We start from the raw sequence: 20207 nt of genomic DNA on the forward strand, positions 1-20207 counted from the left end.
GGATAAACGCTGAAGGCATCTAAGCGTGAAGCCGACCTTAAGATAAGATATCCCTTCGTAAGAGTAAGACCTCTCATAGACTATGAGTTTGATAGGCTCAAAGTGTAAGCGTGGTGACACGTTCAGCTTGCGAGTACTAATCGGTCGAGGGCTTTTCCTTTTTACTTCATTCAATGTGTTCTTCGCCTCGCATTACGCTTTATTCCTTGAAAACTTCATTAATATTTAGTCGGTGCTTATGGCAATGAGGTCACACCCGTTCCCATTCCGAACACGGAAGTTAAGCTCATTCACGTTGACGATACTTGGCTGGTGACGGCCCGGGAAACTAAATCAGTGCCGACACTCTAAGGACTACTTTTCGTAGTCCTTTTTTATTTGACATATTTCTTTGACTGTGATAAAATATATATTAATCACTGTGTTTCGGGAGGTAAATAATGAGCAACACCAAAACTACCTCGACAGGCAGCAAGACATTCACAAGTATACTCGCAGGCGCCGCTAAGCACCCGTATATAGCGGCTTTTATGCTGTGCCTGATCCTTTCGATGTTTTTCCTCGGCTCTGTCGATAACATGGGCAAATATGTCCCCGGTATATTCTTTGTCTTTTTCTGCGGACTTTCCGCGGTTATAGTTAGTCATCTCTGTACTGAAAAAAAGCGCAGCAATTTTCTCACAGCTATCCTGACAGCAGCAGTATGTGCAGCAGGAGCTCCGCTGTTTCTCTTGTTCAGTCACACGAAGAACAAGATACTTTTTCTCTTTGCTTTCTGTTCCATTGTGATCTTAGCGCTTTATTTTGCCTTTTTCACCAAGAAGCTGGCGCGGCGTTTCAATGCCATGCTCATTATTGGTCTCGGCTTTGTTGTCAAGCTCTGCTATGTCCTTGGCACTTCTGTTTATGTTCGTCAGCATGATACCGGCTGGTTCGGAGCCAAAGACGAAGTCATTCCCGGTCATTTGGGCTATATTTCGTATCTCTTTCATAATCACAGCCTATATAATGGCGATTACCGCAGATATTTACAGTATTGCCATCCGCCTCTCCATCATAGTCTTTGTGCTCTGTGGATCAGTTTTTTTAATAAAGTACTCGGAGTCAAGCTTGATCTTGCAGTTGAGTCTGCACAGATGCTTTCGCTGTTCTGGTCAATGACTATCGTCATTACCGCCTACAAGATATTCCGTTATTTTAAGCTTGACGGCACAGCTCTTTATGTTCCGCTTATTATTACCGCATTCCATCCCTGCTTCACATTTTTGTCATCGATCATGAACAACGATCCTCTGGCGTGGGCGCTGACTCTGGGGGCAATGTATTCTACCCTAATGTGGTACAGAGAGCCAACACTGAAAAAAATCATCAAGATCGCCTTCTGTATCGGTCTTGGTATGATGACGAAGCTTTCAGTGGGACTCATTGCACCGTCGGTGACTATCGTCTTTATCGCTGTACTTATAAAGAAGCGCAAGGACTTTCTTGTAAAGCTTCTGGGGCAGTTTGCCGCCTTTGCAGCTGTCTGTGTGCCACTGGGATTATGGTTCCCTGTGCGTGGACTTATCCGCTGGGGGATACCTCTTACCTACGTTCAGGAGCTTCCCGAGATGACTCAGACCATAAAGGGAACTACCTTCAAGGAGCGTATTACCGATTTCTCCCTCTATCAGTTCAGGAGAGTTTTTGAGAACTGGCTCTCGTACGATGAAAACGGTGCTCCTCAGAGCTATAATGAGCATAATCCTCTTATTGCGTTCATGAAAAATTCTATTTTCAGCGAGTTTATCGGCGAGGATAATTTTTCTCACTATCCATTTATGCTGACTGTCTGCAAGATACTGTTCTGGCTGGCTGCCGTCATAGCTGCCGCTGCCTTTATCGCCATGGTTGTAAACCTTTTCAGAAAGTGTGCTGCTGATATGGTGCAAAAGCTGTTTCTGATCAGTTTCCACGTTATTCTCGTGGGTAATCTCTATATGCTTTCAAAGAACTATACTATGGTTTGCAGTATGAATTTCCGCTATATAATGCCCACGGTAATTATCGGTTCGTTTTTCCTCGGAACAACTCTGATCTCCGCTGATAAAGAGGGCAGCACTCGTGCAAAGGCTGTGAAGTATACCTCATATATTGCGGTCACGGCATTTGCGGTTATGTCCTCACTTGTGTATCTTATGGTCGTCATAAACCAATAAAAAAGCTGCACGGCTTAGCCGTGCAGCTTTTGCTGCTTTTTATCAGACGTTGCTTACAGGGGGAGTGAACATTGCCTCGGGATCGAGAGTGTCTCTCAGGTGGAGGAGATACTCCTGAATGTAGAGAGCGTCATTAGAGGTAAGACCTTTTGTAGCCTTATCTACGTCGCCGTTTTCCTTGCCCTGCTCGGTAACACTGTACTTGTTGGGGTTAGCGAGGGTCTGCATGATGAGGATGGCATCAGCCAGCTCAACAGTGTTATCGCAGTTTGTATCGCCCCATTTTTTAGCCTTGATACCGCCTGTGGTCGTCGATGTAACAGTTGTGGTTGTAGTTGTTGTAGTTGTGGTAGTTACGTTGCCGCCCGAGATAGTAGTTCTTACGGGATCAGCAGCTGTTTTGTTTCCAACGATGGACTTGAATGCGGGCTTAGCCATGAAGTCGCCGTCAAAGATAAGAGGATTCTGTGACTTTCTCCAGCTCTCTGTATCGATAACGCCCCAGAAGATAACAGCTGAGATCTTATCGCTGTACTTCTCGTAGATGTCGAAAAGTCCCTTATAATATGTGGACTGAACGTCGAAATACTTGTCGCCGGAGTTCTCCTGAACTGTAACATCAAGCTCTGTGATCTGAACGTCAAGACCTGTCTCTGTGAACTGCTTGAGAGCGAGCTCATACTGACCGAGTGAGGGGAAAGCAGCGTCCATGCTCTGTCTTACATCAAGGTGAGACTGCATACCGATACCGTCGATAACGCCTTCCTTCTTGAGTCTCTCTGCCATTTCGCAGATAGCGTCCTTCTTGCCCATGTACTCGTTGAAGTCGTTGTAGTAGAGCTTACAGCCCTCGGGAGCATACTTTCTTGCATATCTGAAAGCATAGTCGATGAATGAGTTGTCGCCGAATACAGCTACCCAGTCAGAAGCTGCATACTGGTTCTCCTGTGCGGGGTGACCCGGCTTACGGGGATTACCGTCGTTGTCAAATGCCTCGTTTACAACGTCGCAGGCATAGAAATCGATGTCGGGATAAAGTGCTGTAAGAGTCTCGAAATAGCTCTTTATATAGTTCTCCATACGCTTGAGCATCTTCTCGGGAGATACATAATCCTTCTTTTCGTCATAGTCCTCCTTGAAGAACCACTCGGGAGTCTGGCTGTACCATACGAGGGTATGAACTCTTACGGGGATACCGTACTTTCTTGCGTAATCGAGAATGGGCTTAGCCTGTGAGAAGCTTATCTGAGGATGCTCGTCGTCGCCTGTCTCCTCTAAATAAGCCAGTGTTCTTTTCTTGTTGAGAACGTAGTCGGGCTTCATCTGGTTGCCGACTGTGATGCTCTCGCCGAAATGCTTCTGTACAAGGTCCATAAAGGGCTGTGAAGCAAGGTTATCGGGAGTAAGGGCAGTTCCTACCTTGAACTTGTCCTTGTAGATCTCGCTGAGTGAGGGAAGATCCTTCTCGATATCAACATGAGCAGCTTCTACGATCTTTACATTGTCAACAAGGATATTCTCTGTGTTGTTGGACTCAAAATAGATGTAAGCAGCATCCATGCCCGAAGAATAGCTGATAGCTACATCCTCTATTCTTCCCCAGCCGTCGCCGCCGCCTGAAGCGCTCTTGATGTCCTTGACCATGTTGTTGTAAGAATCCTCACCGTCAATAGTGAACTGTGAGCTGAGTGTGCAGTTGGTGTACCACTGACCCTTTACGGAAGCCGATAAGTAATACTGAGTATCAGGCTTTAAGAATTTGTCAAGACGAAGCGAGGGACCGTTCCATGTCTCGCTTCTGCCCGATGCCAGCATGGAGCTCTTTCCGCTGTCTGCTGCATCTGGTGTGATGGAAAGCTCCGTGGTGTCGTCTCCGCCTCTGTTTGCCCAGTACTGAAGATCGGTGTCGCTCTCGAAATCACATTCGTAAACGACGGTGCCTTCCTTAGCAGCGGTCACTTTGTTTGTCAGCTGTGCATCTGCAGGTGCTACTGCGTGTACAGCCGGAACTGATGCTGTGAACGCCATGGCTGCACCCATAACGCCTGCCATCAGTTTGCTGAAGTTTTTTCCTTTCATAGTAAATTCCTCCAAAAATAAATTTTTGTATCTTCATTGTAGCACAATTGCACAAATAAGTCAATGAGACCACGGTATAATGAGCAATAATTGGCAAGACATCAGTGATATCCTATGGAAATCGGTCAGTTTTCAGCAATAAACGACTGTTGGCAGTCCTATGGGGAATTTGCATATAAATCGGAGAAATGCTCCGCCGTTTTTCTATCTTCCAAAACTGAAATGAAACGTGAGAAACGGAGAGATTGAGAGAAAAACAGAGCGATTGCGAGAGAAAACAGGGTATATATTAAAAAAATCCGCAAAAACCTCTTGACATTCACCTTTATATCGTGTATAATAATTCTTGCACTGCAAACGGTAATGGCGTTTTTTCGGGAAGCAAGAGGCAGCGGCTTCCGACCGTTGTCAGAGGTTCTGCCTCTTGTTTCCGTACTCGCTTTCCGTTCTGAAAATATATTACAGGAGGAAAAATATATGTCAACTACACTGACAAAACCGGCTGAAGTAAGCCGTACATGGTATATCCTCGATGCCGAGGGTAAGCCGCTTGGTAGAGTTGCTGCTAAGGCTGCTCATATCCTCAGAGGCAAGCACAAGCCCACTTACACTCCCAACGTAGACTGCGGAGATCACGTTATCGTTATCAACTGCGCAAAGGCTGTTCTCACAGGCAGAAAGCTCGAGCAGAAGAAGTACTACTGGCACACAGGCTGGATCGGCGGACTCAAGTCCATTTCTTACAAGGACATGATGGCTGAGCAGGCTGACAGAGCTATGATGATCGCTGTTAACGGAATGCTTCCCAACAACAGCCTCGGCAGAGCTCAGCTCAAGAGACTCAGAACCTACAAGGACGCTAATCACAAGCAGGAGGCTCAGAAGCCTGTTGCTTACGAGCTTTAATAGGAGGTGCTTTTAAATGTACGAATCAAAAGTTAAATACTACTACGGCACAGGCAGAAGAAAGCACTCCGTAGCAAGAGTCAGAATTTACCCCGGTTCAGGTAATGTAACCATCAACGGCAGAGGCATCGACGATTACTTCGGTCTTGAGACTCTCAAGCTCATCGTTCGTCAGCCCCTCGCACTCACTGACAATGTAGAGAAGTTCGACGTTATCTGCACAGTTGCAGGCGGCGGCGTTACAGGTCAGGCCGGTGCTATCAGACACGGTATCTCAAGAGCTCTCCTCGAGTTCGATGCTGAGCTCCGCCCCACTCTCAAGAAGGCTGGATTCCTCACTCGTGACCCCAGAATGAAGGAGAGAAAGAAGTACGGTCTCAAGGCTGCACGTCGTGCTCCTCAGTTCAGCAAGAGATAAGTTCATTATTGTTCTTCAAAGTACCTTTGCTCATGCAGGGGTACTTTTTGTTTTTCCGACTGAGGAGTCCTCGCAGCATAGCTGCTGCGGTCATCGCTGAAAACAGTCCACAGGACTGTTTTCTTAACGCGCTGACAGTTCTCAAAGAGACAAGTACATCATCGTCTTTCAAAGTACCTTTGCTCATGCAGAGGTACTTTTTGTTTTTCCGGCTGAGGAGTCCTCGCAGCATAGCTGCTGCGGTCATCGCTGAAAACAGTCCACAGGACCGTTTTCTTAACGCGCTGACAGTTCTCAAAGAGACAAGTACATCATCGGCTTTCAAAGTACCTTTGCTCATGCAGAGGTACTTTTTGTTTTTCCGGCTGAGGAGTCCTCGCAGGGATTTTTTCGATCACTATTGCAATATGAACGATACTATGTTAGAATGTGTATATAGGCGGTGGCAAACCGCAAATTTATCTGAAGTGAAAGGAATTATCGTTATGAGGAATACTACTGTAAAGAAAAGGTCTCCGTTCAAGAAACTGGTCTCATCAATTACAGCCGCTCTGACAGCTGCCGTAATGCTAACAGGAGCTGTGCCTGATGTAAACGCTGCGGCAGTAGATCTAGGACATACTTTAAGCGCACAGGCTCACGTTCAGAATATAGGCTGGATGGAAGAAGATATCAGCTTGCCGTTGGATATTGACCTCAGAACAGGTAAGACTACCGGTGATCAATACAGAAATGTCAGAGTCGGAACAACAGGAAGATCTTTGAGATTAGAAAGCTTAACAGTAGGTATCGGCGGTATTTCGAAAAAATATGGCGGTATCATGGTAGACGCTCATGTCTCACATATCGGCTGGCAGGGTTATAAGACTGCTCCTTGCGGCAGCAGTGTAACAGTAGGAACTACGGGCCGCTGTCTTGCTATCGAAGCATTCAGGATAAAACTTTACGGAAAGATAGCAGAATTTTACGATGTAGAGTATTCGGTACATTCCGCAGGTATTGGCTGGGGACATACCCGTAAAAACGGTCAGGTCGCAGGAACAGTAGGAGAAGGCCGCCGTTCAGAGGCTATATATATACGAATATTCCCAAAGAAATAATTATATATGCTTTACAACAAAGCCTCACAGACTATTCTGTGAGGTCTTTGTTTTATATGACCGTTGAGCTTTCCAAGTGGATATGATACAATATATAACAGGATAAATCTATCGGAAAACCGCCGCTGTGACCGCGTCCGAACTTTTTCGGAAAAATTTTCAAAAAACTTGTTACACTTCGGACAGCCGCAGCAAGTATATGTTATGAAAGCGCTTACAACAAATACATTAAAAACCAACAAAGGGGTGGTCCTATGACAGATAATGAATACCGCAAAATGTATGATAAAGATCCTCTCAAGGCGCAGACCGCACTGTTTGACGAATACCTTGGCTATGTATACGCCATCGTGTACAACAAGCTGAGAAGCTGCGGAAGCAGTGAGGACATAGAGGAATGTGTGGGAGATGTTTTTTCCGCCGTCTTTATAAGCTATGACCGCAGCGGCAGCTTCGACGGTGACCTTAAAGGTCTCATCGGCACGATCGCCAATCGCACAGCTATACAGATGTACAGAAAGCTGGTACGTCACAGCGATACAGTCTATATAGAAAATGAAACGGCCGAGCTTGCCGATACGGAAAACGTAGAGGAGAATGCAGAACGAAGTGTTCTGAAAAACACGCTCCTAAAACTCATAAACAGTCTCGGTCAGCCGGACTCGGATATAATTATCCAGAAGTTCTATTATAATATGAACTCAAAGGAGATCGCGGACAAGCACTCGATGTCGCCTGCATCGGTGAGGATGAGGTGCAGCAGAGCACTGAAAAAGCTGAAAGAGCTGCTGGCAAATGAAGGCTACGAAATGAAGGAGGGAAATATATGAACGACAAGAAAAAGATAGGATTTGATATCCTCGAAAACTCGGATATAAACACGATCGAAGAGATAGGTACAGGTAAAATGAATATTGATAAGAACGCCCGCGAAAGGATGCTGAAGAACACTATGAATAAATACGAAGCAGAGAAGAAAAGACTCGGGATAGCACAGGATACGACATCTGAAAACAATGAGAACGCCGATTCGGTAACAGGCGTAGAGGTCTATGAGCGCAGAAGGCTTCCCCATTTTATCTACATTGGTCTGTGCTCGGCAGCCGCCATCGCTCTGACCATCGGCAGCATAACCATGCTCAACCGCCGCAAGCCTGATGCTCCCGAAATACAGACTCCCGTTGCACAGGTAACTTCTACTGCCGCAACTACTTCCACAGGCATCTCCACCACCACAGCTTCATCAAAAGAAGCGGTAACTGTAATTGCAGCAGCGACCGAAACATCAGCTGCTTCGGCAAAAGATACAACTGCAGCCACCACAACAGCAGCTGATCGTTCCGATAAAACAGGCGGTGATACAGAAACTGCCGCCGGAAACACTACCTCAGACACAACTGTATCAGCAGCATACACAAATCCCCACACAGACCGCACCGATATCACTCAGGAGGAGCTCGATGCGGCTGCTGTCAGAGCTGTAAAGCAGCTTATCAATGACAATGATGGCTTTAAAAATCCCAATGTTGCTCAGCCTGATCCAACACTCGGTGTGATGCTGCGATATGCATTCTATGATGTTAACGGTGACTCCGTTCCCGAACTGTTTATACGTCATAATTATGCGCTCGGAAACGCCTATATGTATGTATATGACGGAAATGACTATGTTACAGCTCGCTTCAACGGTCATGACATGAACGGAAATGAAACAGTACAAGAGACTGTTCTGTCCGTTGTTGAAGCATTCAGCGCAGACAATACCATAGGTATGATGGGACATCAGGGTGGAAGTCAGTCCTTTATCCTTTACATGGGAGACGATAACACTATTACTCCGCTTTATGAATATACCTTATACAGATCATATAAGGACGGCAGGCTGTCGGAAGAATATACCTATGATGGTGATCTGGGCAAATTCGGCGAGTTCCTTGATATGTACAGATCCTACGGAGAAAGGGAACTGAACTGGATCGAATATGACTTAAATGAAAATTAAGTTTTCATAAGAAAAAGCGCCGTGCAGGATAAGAGTGTCGCTCTTATAGAAGTTTTACAAGTGATATTGAGGAAAACCCTTTTGAAAAAGGGTTCTTCCTCAAACTCCTTTCCTAAAACTTTTAGCATTAAATTTAGCCCCAACAGGGCGCTCTCAGTATTATTACTGATTTTCACATCTTGTGTGGAGCGCCCTGTCGGGGCTAAATTCAGTTATAAAGTCTTTGGAAAAAGGGGGCTTGGGGGAAAAGAACCTTTCCTCAGAAAGGTTTTTTCCTCCAATAATTACATATAAACTTCTATATAAGTACTACTCTTATCCTGTGCGGTTTTTTTATATTTCACAAAGATATAGCCTGATCCGCTCACTCCCGAAAAAATACCTTTCACTCCATTTTTATAGCGAAGTTCCTCTTGCGGAGATATAATAAAGTCACACTAAAGCAAAGGAGAGTGAGAAACAAAAAACTTCACTCCGCAGGAAGCGGAAACACCAATGTATTTAAATGTGATCGGTCCGAATAAAACAAGAGCCTGATCTGCATTAAGAAAATTATAACGATATTTAAGAAAAGAGGAACAAAAAAATGAAAAAGGTAAATCTCAGAAGAACTATCACAGGCATCGCAGCCGCAGCAGCAATGGCTTTCACAGCTGTCGCTCCCACAGCACTCAACGTTTCCCCCATAGCCCCCACAGCTATTTCCGCAAGCGCAGCAAGTATTTCGCTGACTCAGACAGAAGCTTCGAGAGGACAGCAGATATATGACCGTCTGAAGAGCACTACAACATGGAACGATGCAGCTATCTGCGGTGTAATGGCTGATCTTTATACAGAAAGCCGCTTTGACCCTAATGCGCTGAACGACAGAGCTTACTCTGACCCATATATGCAGGCTTACGGTCTTGCACAGTGGCGCGATGGCAGAAAGGCTGAACTCAGGACCAGACAGAATTACTGGACTATAGCTACTCAGCTCGGTTTCCTTGTTGATGAGATATATAACCGTGATTCCTGCAGATCAGATGATTTTGCAATGTCAAGAAATGCTATTATAAACGCGGTAAACAGCGCTTCCGGTGCAGGAGATGTAGTATACAAGTTCAGACTGAACTTTGGCTGGGGCAAATACAGTGAAGCTTCTGCTCCGCAGAATATGAAGGACGAATGCAATTCAAGACGTGAGATCGCAGTATTTTTATACAACAAATACGCAAGCGGAAATAATGGAGGCGGCGGTTCAAATACCGAGCTTCCTTACACAGTTAATCTGACAAGCGGAACACCTATCTATAAAACTCCGGGGTCAACAGCTACAAACGGTCAGATCACAGTAACCACTCTTTACACAATAGTTGAAGAGAAGACAGTTAACAATATCAAATACGGAAAGCTCAAGAGCGGTGCAGGCTGGGTGAAGCTCGGAACAGGCTCAGGCTCGGGAACAGGCTCGGGCTCAGGTTCGGGCAATGTCAATACAGATGAGATCGCTGTAAATTACATTAAGCAGCTTGCAAAGGGAACACCTATTTACAAGGACGCAGGCTCATCTGTAGTCAATCAGTATCTCTCCGCAGCAGGATCATTCACCATCGTAGGCGAAAAGACCGTAAACAGCGTAAAGTACGGCAGACTCAAGAGCGGCGCAGGCTGGGTAAAGCTCTGATAAACACGCTTGAATCCTTATATTGTATATGGCTCCGTCGAGGTAATTCGGCGGAGCCGCTTCATTTTATAAGGCAATATATGACAAAAACTCCCTGACAGGTGAACGGTGCAGATTTTTGCGCTATATTGACTTATTTCCCGTTTTATGATATGATATTCCTGTGATATTGCCCCGCTATCGGGAGCTATGCTTGCGAATTACTATTAAGGAGTTGTTTGCCCATGAGTCTTTTCCGCAGTTCATCATCTTATGAAAACAGACAGGCATCACCTGTCACAGCCGCCGTTGTCTTTGGTATCATCATTATCATAGCACTGTATTTCGGCATAAGCGGTCTTATAGGAGGGGGAAAGGTGTCCCTCGACAGTGCTTTTGAGTCGGGCATGGACAAGGGCAGCATCGTCAGCGGCGTGCCGCCATATGGCGCTCCACAGGCAAACCTTGACTACGAGCACGGTGTTGACTCTATACCCATAGGTCATGAGTATTACTACATGATACTCTCGGAGGATCAGCAGACTATACTTCTGGTCCGTGCAGACAAGCATTTCGGCGAGAACTTCGACAGCGAAAGCTACAAGAACATAAACGGCACCTCCATAAAGGGCAAGGTAAGAATGACTTCAAAGGACGTTACCGCAAAGTTCTCGGAGCTCACCCAGCTTGACGAGCCTGAGCTGAAATACATCGACACCACATATGTGAGCAGGAGCATAAAGTGGTTCATCATTGCCGCAATAAATCTGCTGCTGATAATAGTCCTCATAGTTAATAACGCGGTATTCGGCAGAAACGGCAGACCGCGCGGACTTGTCGGTGCTGTTACGGGACTTGTCTCCATCGCGGGAATGCTTGCGGCAGGATATCTGCTCATCTACAATATCCTTCTGAACTGAGCGGATAAGCCTGTTTTTTGCATTGACAACAGGCATAATAAATGATATAATGATTATATCTATGAAATCATAACAGAAAGAGGTCATATATATGGCAAAAGATAAAAAGCTGGTATCTGAGATAACCTCAATGGACGAGGATTTTGCTCAGTGGTATACCGATATCTGCAAGAAAGCAGAGCTTATTGAATATACAAGCGTTAAGGGATGTATGGTAATACGCCCCTACGGCTATGCTATATGGGAGAATATGCAGCATATCCTCGACACCACCTTCAAGGAAACAGGTCACGAGAATGTATGTATGCCTATGTTTATTCCCGAGAGCCTTCTCCAGAAGGAAAAGGATCACGTTGAGGGCTTCGCTCCCGAAGTTGCATGGGTAACTTACGGCGGAAACGAAAAGCTTGAGGACAGACTCTGCGTCCGCCCCACTTCCGAGACCCTTTTCTGCGAGCACTATGCTAATATAGTTCACTCCTACCGCGATCTGCCCAAGCTGTACAACCAGTGGGTAAGCGTTGTTCGCTGGGAAAAGACCACACGCCCCTTCCTCCGTTCAAGAGAGTTCCTCTGGCAGGAAGGCCACACTATCCACGCTACAGCTGAGGAGGCTATCGAGGAGACAGAGCGTATGCTCAATGTATATGCGGATTTCTGCGAGAAGTCCCTTGCTATGCCTGTTATAAAGGGCAAGAAGACAGAGAGCGACAAGTTCGCAGGAGCTGTTTCCACTTACGCTATCGAGGCGCTCATGCATGACGGAAAGGCGCTTCAGGCAGGTACCTCACATTACTTTGGCGATGGCTTCGCAAAGGCTTTCGGCATTGAGTATACAGATAAGGAAAACAAGAGAGTAAATCCCCACCAGACAAGCTGGGGCGTTACCACTCGTCTTATCGGTGCAGTCATCATGACTCACGGTGATAACAGCGGTCTTGTTCTTCCTCCCGCAGTAGCTCCTGTACAGGCGGTTATCGTACCTATCGCCCAGCACAAGGAGGGCGTTCTCGATAAGGCAGGAGAGCTCTTTAACGAGCTCAAGGCAGCAGGTATCAGAGTAAAGCTGGACGACAGCGAGAACTCACCCGGCTGGAAGTTTGCTGAATACGAGATGAAGGGCGTACCTGTTCGTATTGAGATAGGTCCCCGTGACATAGAGGAAAATCAGTGTGTTGTCGCAATTCGTTACAGCGGCGAGAAGAAGACAGTTGCACTGGGCGACCTTGCAACATACATAAAGGCTCTCCTTGAAAAGGAGATACCCGAGGGTATGTTCAACAAGGCTGCTGAGAACCGCGCAAACAGAACATATGCCTGCACAACTATCGACGAGATTAACAAGGCTCTCGAGGAGCACGGCGACGGCTTTGTAAAGGCAATGTGGTGCGGCGACGAGGCTTGTGAGGACGAGATAAAGGAAAAGACAGGCGTTGGCTCAAGATGTATCCCCTTCGAGCAGGAGAACCTCAGCGACAAGTGCGTCTGCTGCGGCAAGCCTGCAAAGTGCATGGTATACTGGGGCAAGGCATATTGATTTTCCCCACAGCATAACGCCAAAAACAGAAATAGTGCCCCTAAGTTTCAGATGACAGCTTAGGGGCATTGCAATAAGGGCTGTTTGTTTATATATGACAGCTGTGTTTGCACAAGCAAACACAAAGTGGGTTTACTTCGGGTAACACCTACCCATTTTGTATATATAATATGTTATAATCAATTGACTTAGGTTTTCAGAGGTGAGACTTATCAAAACAGTTGAGATCTTCACAGACGGCGCCTGCAGCGGCAATCCCGGTCCCGGCGGATACGGTGTTGTGCTCCGCTATAACGGCGTGGAAAAGGAGCTTTCGGGCGGCGACAGCGCCACCACCAACAACAGAATGGAGCTCCTCGGCGTTATCACGGGACTTTCCGCACTCAAGGAGCCTTGCAGGGTGATACTTACCACCGACAGCAAATATGTGGTGGACAGCGTCACAAAGGGCTGGGTGTACGGCTGGAAGAAAAAGGGCTGGATAAAATCCGACAAGAAGCCCGCACTCAATGTAGACCTCTGGGAGCAGCTCCTGCCTCTGCTGGAAAAGCATGAGGTGACCTTCAACTGGGTCAAGGGACACGCAGGTCATCCCGAAAATGAACGCTGCGACAGGCTTGCCGTGGAGCAGCGCGATATATATGCAAAATAGGAGGAATCTACCAATGGGAGAAAAAAGGTTCATATATGCCGATAATGCGGCAACTACGGCGGTATCAGAGGAAGTCCTCAACGCCATGCTGCCCTATTTCCGTACAGCCTACGGAAATGCTTCCAGTATATATAAGCTTGGACGCGACGCACAGCGCGATGTTGAGATAGCCCGTGAAAAGGTGGCAAAGGCTCTCGGCGCAGAGCCAAGAGAGATATTCTTTACCAGCTGCGGCTCGGAATCGGACAACTGGGCTATAAAGGGAACTGCCGAGATGATGGCAAAAAGAGGCAAGAAGCACATCGTTACCTCTGTGTTTGAGCATCATGCAGTTCTTCATACCTGCGAATACCTTGAAAAGCAGGGCTTTGAGGTGACATACGTCCCCGTAAGCGACAAGGGTCTCATCGACCCCGAGGACGTGAGAAAGGCTATCCGCGAGGATACAGCTCTTGTCACCATAATGTACGCAAACAACGAGATAGGCACTATCCAGCCTATTGACGAGATAGCTGCAATATGCAAGGAAAAGAAGGTTCTTTTCCACACCGACGCCGTTCAGGCTGTTGGTCATGTTGAGATAGACGTCCACAAGCAGGGCATTGATATGCTCTCGCTGTCGGGACACAAGATACACGCTCAGAAGGGCATAGGTGCCCTCTATATCCGCAAGGGCATAACCCTTCCAAACCTTATCCACGGCGGCGGACAGGAACGCGGAAAACGCGCTGGTACAGAGAATGTTCCCGCTATCGTGGGACTGGGCGTGGCAATTGAAGCTGCCACACGCAATATTGCCGAAAAGGCAGCTATCATAACTCCAAGAAGAAACCGCCTCATCGACGAGCTTCTGAAGATACCCTATACTCGCCTTAACGGCGACAGGGACAAGCGCCTCCCGGGAAATCTCAATATTTCCTTCGAGGGTCTTGAGGGAGAGTCACTCCTGCTCATGCTTGACCTCAACGGTATCTGCGGTTCATCGGGCTCAGCCTGCACATCTGGCTCACTTGACCCCTCACACGTTCTGCTGTCTATCGGTCTGGTACACGCCGTAGCTCACGGCTCACTGAGACTTTCCATAGAGGAGGACGTAACTGACGAGGATGTGGACTATATCCTCGAGGTCATTCCAAAGGTAGTGGACAGGCTGCGTTCTATGTCACCCGTGTGGGAGCGCATGATGAAAGGCGAGAAATACGAGTAAATAATAACAACGGGGTGTAAGATTATGGGAATATTTGATAATTTAAAGGACAAGCTCCTCAACAGGGAGCCCAAGAACCATGAATTTCTTACAGACGACGAAAGGGAGCTCCGCGAGTATGAGGAGTATTATACTCCTCAGTCGGGAGTTGCCGACGGTACCTATGCCGAGTTTGTGGTGAGCGATGTGTTCTCCGTAAGCGGCAGGGGAACTGTTGCGGTGGGGACCGTGACAGGCGGTGTTTTCAGTGTCGGGGACAAGGTTGTCATAGTCCGCGGCAGAGAGGACGAGATAGCTTCCGAGATAATAGGCATAGAGCAGTTCCGAAAGGTCTGTACCTCAGTATCCGAGGGCGCAAATGCCGGTTTCCTGCTCAAGGGCGTTGACAGAAAGCAGATAGGCAGGAATGACATCATCAAGAAGCAGTAGACTTCGGGAATGTTTCAGCCCGAAATATTTACAAAGGAGTAATTGCTATGTTATACAGTGAAAAGGTAATGGATCATTTCTCAAATCCGAGAAATGTGGGCGAGATCGAGGACGCTGACGGCGTAGGAGAGATCGGCAACGCAAAGTGCGGCGACATCATGAAGATGTACCTGAAAATAGACAACGGCATCATCACAGATGCAAAGTTCAAGACCTTCGGCTGCGGTGCGGCAGTTGCCACATCGTCAATGGCGACCGAGCTCATCAAGGGCAAGTCCATAGACGATGCGCTGAAGCTGACAAATCAGGCTGTTGTGGAGGCTCTTGACGGACTTCCCGCAGTAAAGATTCACTGCTCAGTACTTGCGGAGCAGGCAGTAAGGTCCGCACTTTCGGACTATTACACAAGACAGGGAATTGATCCCCTTCCCATCGTAGGCGAGATCAAGGAGCCCGAGGAATAAAAACATAGTCCATCGGACGGGTACTCATATAAAAGTTTTGCCCCTTAGTGTTTCACAGCACTAAGGGGCATTGTGTTTTATTCAGTTGCTCAGATCGGAAATTATTCTGTCAGACAGCAGACGAACTGCTCTTTGATTCATCATTAAAAGCTGATATGGATCATATCCGAAACATTTTTGTGACGAGCATACTTTCTGGTTCCGTATATCCTGATCGCGTCACGAAGAGACGGCTTAATTTCATCGATAGATAACTGTCCGTTTCCCTTGACCTCGATAATGGAATAATAAATGTCATTATCTTTGATTTTTTCAAAGATGTTAATATTCATTGCAACACCTTTATAATCAAAAATAAATTGAAACTCGCTGCAAGGTTCTCTGAATGGACCGTTTCCGTAGTAAAACAAGCGGATATCGTTTTCAGAGTCAATAATTCCTCCGTCAGGTCTCAGCTTTTCACCGTAGCGGGGAAACATAGTAAGAGTATACTCACGTTTTTCGGATTCATCTAACGTACATATACGGAATGCCATAATAACCTATTTCATTATAAAAGCCTGAATTAGAATTAATGTTATTATAGCACGGGAAAAGAATGTTGTCAATAGAAAAGCCATAGTGCTTCTGACGATATATCAGAAATACTATGGCTTAAACTTTTTTATCAAAAGTCAATCATCGTCCTCGTCGTCATCATCCTCGTCGTCGTCATCATCCTCGTCGTCGTCATCATCCTCGTCGTCATCCTCATCCTCGTCGTCATCGTCATCCTCGTCCTCATCGTCATCCTCATCCTCGTCATCCTCGTCGGAGTCCATTATCTTCTTGTAATTCTTCTCCTCCTTGAGTTCCTCTGCCTGCTTCTTTGCAGTCTTTTCTGCCTTTCTTGCAGCAGCAGGAGCGGTCTTTTTGCTGCGCTTCATAAGCACAAGAGCGAATACGAGAACTAAGACGATAAGTCCTATCATAGCGGCTATGAATGCGAACTTCTTGAGATTGCGGTCGGTGACGGTGTATTCGAGTCCCGATGACTTGGCGTATTTTTCGCCTGCCGAGCCTGCGAAAACGCTGAGTGTGAAGTTCTCAACGGGCTGTACCTGAGAGTCGTTTACCGTGAAGCCTATGGCGTTTTCGCCAATGCTGCTGACAGTCTTGGGGATGCTTACCTGTTTCAGCCCATCACACGCCATAAAGGCTTTTACGCCGATACTTTTCAGACCCTCGGGAAGAATGAGCCTTTCCATCTTCATGCAGTATGCAAAGGCGTTCTCGCCGATGGTGTCAACGGTTGTGGGGATATCCACAGACTCAATGGACTGGTCGAACATGAACGCGCCGAAGTCTATAGTATGGAGTCCCTGATTGAGGTCCAGCTTTGTTATGCCCGAGCAGTAGCTGAAAGCTTCCTGACCTATGGCAGTAAGGCTGTCGGGGCAGTGTACTGCGGTTATCTCGGCGCAGGTGGAGAAAGCGCCGTCTCTTATATTGGTAACGCCGTCGGGGATATTCACCTCGCCCTTCATATCCGTTGAGGCGCGGTATATCTCCTTCTTGTCCTTGGTCATGAGCATATCGTTTTCATAGACAAAGGAGCTGTTTGCGGAGGTGTCTATATCCTTTATGGAGAACCAGCTTCCCATGGCGTTGGGACCTATGGTGGTAAGGGAAGCAGGCAGCCTGAAACTGCTGATAGCAGGGCACTGATAGAATGCATACTCGCCGAATTCCGTGATAGTATCGGGGAGATTTACCTGCTGGAGATTGTCACAGAGCGCAAAGGTAAGGGGCTCTATTTTTGTTATGGTGTCGGGAACTGTAACCTCCTCGAGGGAGCTGCAGCTGAAAAATGCATAGTCGCCCATAGATTCCAGTTTTTTCGGCAGAGTCACCTTCTGCATACCCGTACAGCCGTAGAAAGCGTGGCTTCCGATAGTTTTTATGGTATCGGGTATCTTCAGCGTACTTATTCCCGTGCAGCCGTAGAAAGCCTCGTCACCTATGGCGGTTATGGTCTTTCCGTTTCTGATAGACGGTATCTCCGATACGATGGTGGCTGAGCACTTGGTTATGGTGTAGGTATCGTCCTCGTTGAGCTCGTAGTAATAGGAGCCGTCGTAAAGGGGCTCATCCACACCGGGAAGGTCATCTGCTGCCGCACTGAAAGGTACAGCGTAGGCGGCGATAATGCCGGAAGCGAGAACAGCGGCGAGTTTTCTGAGATCAGTCTTCATCTTCTTCGTCCTCCTCGTCGTCATCTTCATCCTCGTCATCTGTATCTTCGTCATCAAGGTCGAGGGTATCCTCGTCCTCCTCATCCTCATCATAGTCCTCACCGTCATCTTCCTCAGCTTCATCTTCGGAACGCTTTTTGCGGCGCTCCGCAGCCTTTTCACGCTTTTCCGCAAGCTCCTTCTCGGTCTTCTTTGCCTTGACCTTTTTAGCGGCGCTCTTGCCTATGAGTACAGCGATAAAGGCGAGTATGAGTCCTCCGAGGAAGCCGAGGAGCCTGATGTCGTAATTCTTGCCAAAGAGCTCAACGGTTCCCGTTACTACGTCCATTCCGCAGCCTTTTGCGTACTTGTAGGCTGTGGAATTCTTGGGAGCATAAACTCTGAAACCGTCAACAAGAACATTTGTGGCTTCCGGATCGTCGGAGTTGACCTGTTCCTGATAGCAGTAACCGAATGCACAGGCACCGATGTCTGTCAGGGTCTTGGGCAGGCGGAGCTTTTTCAGCGAGGTGCAGTTATAGAAAGCATCTGAGCCTAATGTCTCCAGCTTTTTGGAGAGCTTTACACTTTTCAGCGCCTTGCAGTTTTCAAAGGCAAAGGACTCTATTGAGGTCACAGATGAAAGGTCGGCGGATTCAAGGTTTACCGCGCCGTAGAAAGCTGACTGAGCAATGCTCTTAACTGACTTGGGAGCGGTGAAGCTCTTGTCCGCTTTGCAGGCGGGATAAGCTATGAGAGTAGTCTTGTCCTTGTTGTAGAGAACGCCGTCTTCAGAGGTGAAATTGCCGCTTCCGTCGGTAACGGTGATCTCCTCAAGGGCCTTGCAGTCAACGAAGGGTTCCTGATCGTTCCATTCCTTCAGCTCGCCTGAGATAGTCAGCTTTTTCAGTGCATTACAGTCGCAGAACACCAGCTCGCCCATAGTTTCAGCGCCCTTTATCTCCACTGTTTCCAGCAGCGAGCACTTGTCAAAGACGTTGTTGCCGATGGTCTTGACGCTTGCGGGTATGATTACGGACTTGAGATTTGGACAGGCGTAGAAAGCCATCTCTCTTATCTCGTCGATCGACTCGGGGAGGATTATCTCCGAAGCCTGACACGGGCTGAAGCAGGTGGGGTATATCTTTACTATCTTGTTGCCGTCTATTTCCTCGGGAACGGTCACCTTTGCCTCCGAGGACTGGCATGACAGCAGAACTGCGCCGTTATCGGTGATGGCGTATTCAAAGTCGCCCGAGGTTATCCTTTCGAGGTTGAGGAGCTCGCCCTGTTCCTCCTTTGCTTCACGGGTAAGGAAAGTGAAGTTGTTGACATAATCGTAATCGGTATCCGAGTCAACGGAGTATCTCTGTGCGGCGGAGCCTGAGCTGCCGACGATAACGAAATCGTTATCGGCAACGAAATTGCCCATGCTGGTAGAGTAGCCGAAAGCGCCGTAGCCGATGGACTCAACGGAATCGGGCACATCTATCTCGGTGAGACCTGTGTCAACAAATGCATACTGTCCTATGGAGAGGAGGCTCTGGGGAAGAGTTATGCTTGTGATGCTCTTACAGCCTGCAAATGCACCGCCGCCGATGTCCTCAAGAGTATCGGGGAGCAGTACTTCTTCGAGAGCATCGCAATTTGAAAAGGCATACGAGCCGAGGCTGTACACAGTCGTGCCGCTGAGGTCTATCTTCTTCAGCTCCTTCATGTCGCCGAATGTGAAGTAGTTTACCTCCTCGAGAGCCTTGGGGAGCTTTATTTCGGAGAGCTGTGAATTGTAGAATGCACCTGCACAGAGCTTCTTTACGCTGTCGGGCACTGTGAAGCTCTTTCCCGACTTGCTTGCAGGATAGGCGATAAGCTCGTTTTTGTCCTTGTTGTAGAGCACGCCGTCCTCGGCAGTGTAGCTTTCATTGCCGCTGTCCACCTTTATCTCGGTGAGTTTCGTGCAGTATATAAAGGGATTGTCCGCAGAGATATAGTTCACGGAAGCAGGTATGGTGATGCTTGTAAAGCTGCAATTTTCGGGGTCACTGCCGAATGCTGTTGTGCCCAGCTCCTTGACAGTGAGTCCGTCGATAGTATCGGGAATGACCAGTTCTGTGCCTGAAGCGGTGCAATCCTCGATACGGGCGTCACCGTCCATAGTCTTTGAGTACATGAAGTCTCCGCTGATGGTGTAGTCACCGTAGGGAGCGCCCTCCTCGGGCTCAGATTCTTCGGTCACAGTGGTCGGTTCTGCCTCATCATCGGCAAATGAAGCCGCGGGGACGGCTCCGTAAGCACACAGGAGCACTCCTGCTATAAAGGCAGCTATTTTTTTACGGTCAAACATAATATTACCCTCTCATTTTTTACAGCTTTCCGAAGCTGTTAATTCTTATACATTATAGCACAATGGGCGCGATATTGCAATGAATTTCACTTA

The 20207-nt window shown here is 47.5% G+C and carries 17 protein-coding genes and 2 rRNA genes; 15 read left to right on the top strand and 4 right to left on the bottom strand.

Annotated elements, in window-relative coordinates; all coding sequences use genetic code 11:
- From DSZ37_RS14420 to DSZ37_RS14430, 3 genes are all read left to right on the top strand, one after another.
- Nucleotides 1–161, top strand: a 23S ribosomal RNA gene (locus DSZ37_RS14420); the annotation flags it as partial.
- Nucleotides 162–228: 67 nt separating this feature from the next.
- A 5S ribosomal RNA gene (gene rrf / locus DSZ37_RS14425) occupies nucleotides 229–345 on the top strand.
- Nucleotides 346–440: 95 nt separating this feature from the next.
- On the top strand, nucleotides 441–2198 hold the full coding sequence (locus tag DSZ37_RS14430; protein WP_109727589.1) for an ArnT family glycosyltransferase: 1758 nt from the start codon (nucleotides 441–443) through the stop codon (nucleotides 2196–2198).
- 42 nt (nucleotides 2199–2240) lie between these two features.
- On the opposite strand, the gene DSZ37_RS14435 is transcribed toward DSZ37_RS14430, so the two are convergent.
- Entirely contained in the window at nucleotides 2241–4277 is a 2037-nt protein-coding gene (locus DSZ37_RS14435; protein ID WP_109727590.1) for an endo-1,4-beta-xylanase, read from the bottom strand.
- Nucleotides 4278–4754: 477 nt separating this feature from the next.
- On the opposite strand from DSZ37_RS14435, the gene rplM reads away from it, so the two are divergent.
- The 12 genes from rplM to nifU all read left to right on the top strand — a co-directional run bounded on the left by rplM (nucleotide 4755) and on the right by nifU (nucleotide 15557).
- Nucleotides 4755–5183 (top strand): 50S ribosomal protein L13, encoded by a 429-nt coding sequence (rplM, locus tag DSZ37_RS14440; RefSeq protein WP_028519761.1) that lies wholly within the window; start codon nucleotides 4755–4757, stop codon nucleotides 5181–5183.
- Between the two features lie 16 nt (nucleotides 5184–5199).
- A complete protein-coding gene (rpsI, locus tag DSZ37_RS14445; RefSeq protein ID WP_028519760.1) occupies nucleotides 5200–5601 on the top strand; it encodes a 30S ribosomal protein S9 in 402 nt (133 codons plus the stop codon).
- A gap of 485 nt (nucleotides 5602–6086) precedes the next feature.
- On the top strand, nucleotides 6087–6701 hold the full coding sequence (locus DSZ37_RS17795) for a hypothetical protein (protein ID WP_173386642.1): 615 nt from the start codon (nucleotides 6087–6089) through the stop codon (nucleotides 6699–6701).
- 254 nt (nucleotides 6702–6955) lie between these two features.
- Nucleotides 6956–7531: an RNA polymerase sigma factor gene (locus tag DSZ37_RS14455; RefSeq protein ID WP_109727592.1), complete on the top strand. Its 576-nt coding sequence runs from the start codon at nucleotides 6956–6958 to the stop codon at nucleotides 7529–7531.
- Nucleotides 7528–8703, top strand: coding sequence for a hypothetical protein (locus DSZ37_RS14460; protein ID WP_109727593.1), 1176 nt, complete (start codon nucleotides 7528–7530; stop codon nucleotides 8701–8703). Before DSZ37_RS14455 ends, DSZ37_RS14460 begins: the two co-directional genes overlap by 4 nt.
- Before the next feature lie 586 nt (nucleotides 8704–9289).
- Nucleotides 9290–10369 (top strand): phage tail tip lysozyme, encoded by a 1080-nt coding sequence (locus DSZ37_RS14465; protein WP_109727594.1) that lies wholly within the window; start codon nucleotides 9290–9292, stop codon nucleotides 10367–10369.
- Nucleotides 10370–10593: 224 nt separating this feature from the next.
- Entirely contained in the window at nucleotides 10594–11268 is a 675-nt protein-coding gene (locus DSZ37_RS14470) for a hypothetical protein (protein ID WP_109727595.1), read from the top strand.
- Between the two features lie 91 nt (nucleotides 11269–11359).
- Nucleotides 11360–12805 carry a proline--tRNA ligase gene (gene proS, locus DSZ37_RS14475; protein ID WP_109727596.1) on the top strand — a complete coding sequence of 482 codons (1446 nt, stop codon included), beginning with the start codon at nucleotides 11360–11362 and terminating at the stop codon, nucleotides 12803–12805.
- A 211-nt stretch (nucleotides 12806–13016) separates the two neighbouring features.
- Nucleotides 13017–13457, top strand: a complete 441-nt coding sequence (rnhA, locus tag DSZ37_RS14480; protein WP_109727683.1) for a ribonuclease HI — start codon at nucleotides 13017–13019, stop codon at nucleotides 13455–13457.
- A gap of 13 nt (nucleotides 13458–13470) precedes the next feature.
- Nucleotides 13471–14664, top strand: coding sequence for a cysteine desulfurase NifS (nifS, locus tag DSZ37_RS14485; protein ID WP_109727597.1), 1194 nt, complete (start codon nucleotides 13471–13473; stop codon nucleotides 14662–14664).
- Nucleotides 14665–14688: 24 nt separating this feature from the next.
- A complete protein-coding gene (locus DSZ37_RS14490; RefSeq protein WP_109727598.1) occupies nucleotides 14689–15093 on the top strand; it encodes an EF-Tu/IF-2/RF-3 family GTPase in 405 nt (134 codons plus the stop codon).
- Between the two features lie 47 nt (nucleotides 15094–15140).
- Nucleotides 15141–15557 carry a Fe-S cluster assembly scaffold protein NifU gene (gene nifU / locus DSZ37_RS14495; RefSeq protein ID WP_028519768.1) on the top strand — a complete coding sequence of 139 codons (417 nt, stop codon included), beginning with the start codon at nucleotides 15141–15143 and terminating at the stop codon, nucleotides 15555–15557.
- A 143-nt stretch (nucleotides 15558–15700) separates the two neighbouring features.
- On the opposite strand, the gene DSZ37_RS14500 is transcribed toward nifU, so the two are convergent.
- The 3 genes from DSZ37_RS14500 to DSZ37_RS14510 all read right to left on the bottom strand — a co-directional run bounded on the left by DSZ37_RS14500 (nucleotide 15701) and on the right by DSZ37_RS14510 (nucleotide 20114).
- Nucleotides 15701–16093, bottom strand: coding sequence for a hypothetical protein (locus tag DSZ37_RS14500; RefSeq protein WP_109727599.1), 393 nt, complete (start codon nucleotides 16091–16093; stop codon nucleotides 15701–15703).
- Between the two features lie 138 nt (nucleotides 16094–16231).
- Nucleotides 16232–17791 carry a leucine-rich repeat domain-containing protein gene (locus DSZ37_RS14505; protein WP_181380330.1) on the bottom strand — a complete coding sequence of 520 codons (1560 nt, stop codon included), beginning with the start codon at nucleotides 17789–17791 and terminating at the stop codon, nucleotides 16232–16234.
- Nucleotides 17781–20114 (bottom strand): leucine-rich repeat domain-containing protein, encoded by a 2334-nt coding sequence (locus DSZ37_RS14510; protein WP_109727601.1) that lies wholly within the window; start codon nucleotides 20112–20114, stop codon nucleotides 17781–17783. The genes DSZ37_RS14505 and DSZ37_RS14510 overlap by 11 nt, the downstream gene beginning before the upstream one ends.
- Nucleotides 20115–20207: the final 93 nt, after the last annotated feature.

Source organism: Ruminococcus flavefaciens, from assembly GCF_900116855.1.
Taxonomy (GTDB): domain Bacteria; phylum Bacillota; class Clostridia; order Oscillospirales; family Ruminococcaceae; genus Ruminococcus; species Ruminococcus flavefaciens_R.